Origin of the sequence: Nocardia sp. NPDC060220 (genome assembly GCF_042727815.1) — a bacterium.
Classification (GTDB): Bacteria; Actinomycetota; Actinomycetes; order Mycobacteriales; family Mycobacteriaceae; genus Nocardia.
On the sequence record NZ_JBHWZY010000786.1, the window covers coordinates 1 to 3,270 of the forward strand.

Sequence of the window (3,270 nt, forward strand, 5' to 3'; positions counted from 1 at the left end):
ACCTTCGACCCTTAGACGGCTGGGGAAGAAGCCTGAGCCCAGAAACGCTGGGGGATACGGCCCGCCTGCCTGGCCAGATAGCCCGCACGCACGGCGGCCGACATGGCCGACGCCATGAGTTCGGGCTCTTTCGCCCTGGTCACGGCGGTAGCGAGCAGGACTGCCGAGCAGCCGAGTTCCATGGCGAGAGCGGCGTCGCTGGCGGTGCCGATGCCCGCGTCGAGGATCACGGGGACCCCGGCGGCGGCGACGATCATCTCGATGTTGTGGGGGTTGCCGATGCCCAAGCCCGTGCCGATCGGGGAGCCGAGCGGCATCACCGCGGCACAGCCCGCTTCTTCGAGGCGGCGGGCGAGGATCGGGTCGTCGTTGGTGTACGGCAGGACGACGAAACCGTCGTCGACGAGCTTCTCGGCGGCGTCGAGGAGCTCGAACGGGTCCGGCAGCAGGGTGCGGTCGTCGGCGACCACCTCGAGCTTGACCCAGTTGGTGTCGAGCGCCTCACGGGCCAGCTGGGCGGTGAGTACGGCTTCGGCGGCGGTGCGACAGCCCGCGGTGTTGGGCAGCAGGGTGATGTCGAGGCGCTTGAGCAGGTCGAGCACGCCGGTGCCGCCCGCGGCGTCGACCCGGCGCATGGCGACGGTGGTGAGCTCGGTGCCCGAGGCGATCAGCGCCTGTTCGAGGACGGCGAGGTTTTCGGCGCCCCCGGTGCCCATGATCAGGCGGGAGCCGAACTCCTTGTCGGCGATCCGCAACGGCGACTCAGCCACCCTGCACCGCCGTGAGCACCTCGATGGTCCAGCCGCGCCCGACCGGCTCGTCCCAGCGCGACTTCGAGAAGACCGCGCCGTCGACCGCCAATGCCACACCCTGGCAGGGCAATTCGAGCTTGGCCAGCAGTTCACGGACGCTGAGCGGCTCGGGGAACTCGTGGTCGACACCGTTGACGGTGACGCCGATCGGAATGGTCGAGGTCATCGAACTCCTCCTTGCAACAGAGATGGCATCTGCGATGCCGGAAAACGTTGAGGTGCTGCGGCTTCGACGACCACGGGGGTCTCGCCGTCGAGCAGCGCGGGCACGACCGCCGCGGTGAGCGCGAGGGTGAGCATGCCGTTACGGCCGTGACCGGTGGCAGCGACGACCCGGTCGTCGAGGTGGCCGAGCAGCGGCAGGTTGTCGGGAGTTCCCGGCCGCGAGCCCGCGTTCGCTTCGGCCAGTTCGTATTCGGCGATGCCGGGCAGGATGGTTTCGGCGTCGGCGATCAGGTCACGGACACCGCCGACGGTGACGGTGGTGTCGAAGCCCGCCTCGTATTGTGTTGCACCGACAACGATTCCGTCTTCGCGGGGAACCAGGTAGACCTGCCTGCCGTGGACCCGGGCGCGGATCACCCTGGTCGGTGGCGGGCTGACGCCGGGCCTGCGACGCAACCGGAGGATTTCACCCTTCACCGGGCGCACCGGCAGGCCGGGCCAGAGCTCGGCGGAGCGGGCGCCCGCCGCGAGGACTATCCGGTCGTGCGGTAGCTCATCCAGCGCGGCAACGGCTTCGGCACGGATCTCGACACCGGCTCCGGCGCAGGCGGATCGGAGCGCACGCAGTACGCGCCGATTGTCGACGGCGGGTTCGGTTTTCGCGTGCAGGCCGGCGCGGACGGTGCGCGCGAGCGCGGGTTCCAGCGCGCGGACTCCCGCACGATCGAGCACCCGCAGATCGTGACCGAAGCCGGCCAGCCAGTCCGAGACGGTGCGAAGGTCCGTGACATCGGCGCTGTCGAGGGCGACGGTGAGCGTCTCCTCGGCCACGAACATCGATTCACCCGAGACCGCTCGGAGCCGTTCGGCGAAAGCGGGCCACTGCGCCAGCGCGGCCGCGCCGAAGGCGAGCACCCGGTCCTCCCCCGGCCAGCCTTCCGACAGCGGCGCCAGCATTCCACCGGCCACGAAGGAGGCGCCGCGCGCGGGTTCGGGGTCGTAGACGGTGACCGTCCAGCCCGCCTCGGCGGCCCGCCATGCGACAGCAAGTCCGACGGCGCCGCCGCCAACGACCGCCAGAGTTCGCATCCCGTTCCACCTGTCTTTTTCGCCTACCGCCCGCCACGGCGTTCGCACTCCAACGGTAGCGCGACTACCGTCGAGAACGTGCAGCCCTCCCATCCGAACCGTTCCGTCCCGCCAAGGGAGCGCCTGTCGAGTGCACTGCTGTATCTGTGCACCGATGCGCGGCGGGAAAAAGGTGATCTGTCCCGCTTCGTCGACGCGGCGCTGGCAGGCGGAGTCGACATCGTGCAGCTCAGGGACAAGGGATCACCGGGCGAGGCCGAATTCGGGCCGCTCGAGGCGAAGGCCGAGCTCGGTGCGCTCGCCGAGATCAAGGCCGCGACCCGGCGCCACGGCGCCTTGCTCGCGGTGAACGATCGCGCCGATATCGCACTCGCCGCGGGCGCCGATGTGCTGCACCTCGGCCAAGGAGACCTGCCGCCGTCCTACGCGCGACGCGTCCTCGGCCCCGATGTGGTGATCGGCCGCTCCACCCACAACCGCAACCAGGCGAGTCTGGCCGCGATCGACGGCCACCTCGACTACTTCTGCACCGGCCCGATCTGGACCACGCCGACCAAGCCCGGCCGCCAGGCCGCGGGCGTCGACTTCGTCCGCTCGACCGCCGAGTCCCATCCCACCCTCCCCTGGTTCGCCATCGGCGGCGTCGACGTGCAACGACTCCCCGAGGTGCTGGCCGCCGGTGCCCGCCGCGTGGTCGTCGTCCGCGCGATCACCGAAGCCGCCGATCCGGAAGCCGCGGCTCGCGAACTGAAGCAAGCGCTCCTCGCCGCTGACTGAGCCCCACGACCGGCGCGGCTGCCGTGTGCCGATGTGCGCAGTCGGGTCGAGGAGGCGGTGGTCCGGACTCAGGCGAGAACGTCTGCCCGGGTGAGGACCGGGCCTTCGGTGGGCTCACCGTCGAGAACGACTTCGACGCCGGGGCCGTCGGCCCGCGCGTGCAGCCAGAAGAAGCCCTGGTCGGGCAGTTCGACTGTGCGGGGTAGCGCTTCCGCGAGCTCGGCGTCGGCGTCCAGGCGCACGCGCAACGGCACCGCGCGCAGTTCGATCCAGGCGACGGCGAAGCCGGGATGCAACGGCAGATCGGCGACCTCGTCCTCAGGGACCCAGGCCAGTTCGGCGCTCTCCTTGTTGGCGACCGTGGGCAGCGGCTTGTCGGCGTCGGCGACGACGGTGATGTAGGTCCAGCCGCTGGGGGCGGTCATGG

4 protein-coding genes and 1 pseudogene are annotated in these 3,270 nt (G+C 70.6%); 1 reads left to right on the forward strand and 4 read right to left on the reverse strand.

What is annotated here, in order from left to right:
- Positions 1-11 precede the first annotated feature (11 nt).
- Genes ACFWF3_RS29615 through thiO form a run of 3 tightly spaced genes read right to left on the reverse strand, consistent with a single transcriptional unit; the run spans position 12 to position 2,066 of the window.
- A complete protein-coding gene (locus ACFWF3_RS29615; protein ID WP_378996078.1) occupies positions 12-770 on the reverse strand; it encodes a thiazole synthase in 759 nt (252 codons plus the stop codon).
- Positions 763-978, reverse strand: coding sequence for a sulfur carrier protein ThiS (thiS, locus tag ACFWF3_RS29620; protein WP_358104244.1), 216 nt, complete (start codon positions 976-978; stop codon positions 763-765). Before thiS ends, ACFWF3_RS29615 begins: the two co-directional genes overlap by 8 nt.
- A complete protein-coding gene (gene thiO / locus ACFWF3_RS29625) occupies positions 975-2,066 on the reverse strand; it encodes a glycine oxidase ThiO (protein WP_379316902.1) in 1,092 nt (363 codons plus the stop codon). Before thiO ends, thiS begins: the two co-directional genes overlap by 4 nt.
- A 78-nt stretch (positions 2,067-2,144) precedes the next feature.
- Here thiO and thiE point away from each other — a divergent pair, with 78 nt between their 5' ends.
- A complete protein-coding gene (thiE, locus tag ACFWF3_RS29630) occupies positions 2,145-2,843 on the forward strand; it encodes a thiamine phosphate synthase (protein ID WP_379316904.1) in 699 nt (232 codons plus the stop codon).
- A gap of 68 nt (positions 2,844-2,911) precedes the next feature.
- On the opposite strand, the pseudogene ACFWF3_RS29635 reads toward thiE, so the two are convergent.
- Positions 2,912-3,270, reverse strand: a pseudogene (locus ACFWF3_RS29635) (NUDIX hydrolase); the annotation flags it as partial.

Bases quoted from the DNA above. Each gene is read 5' to 3' on its own strand.
- thiS (WP_358104244.1), bottom strand. From the start codon at position 978: ATGACCTCGACCATTCCGATCGGCGTCACCGTCAACGGTGTCGACCAC.
- thiO (WP_379316902.1), bottom strand. From the start codon at position 2,066: ATGCGAACTCTGGCGGTCGTTGGCGGCGGCGCCGTCGGACTTGCTGTC.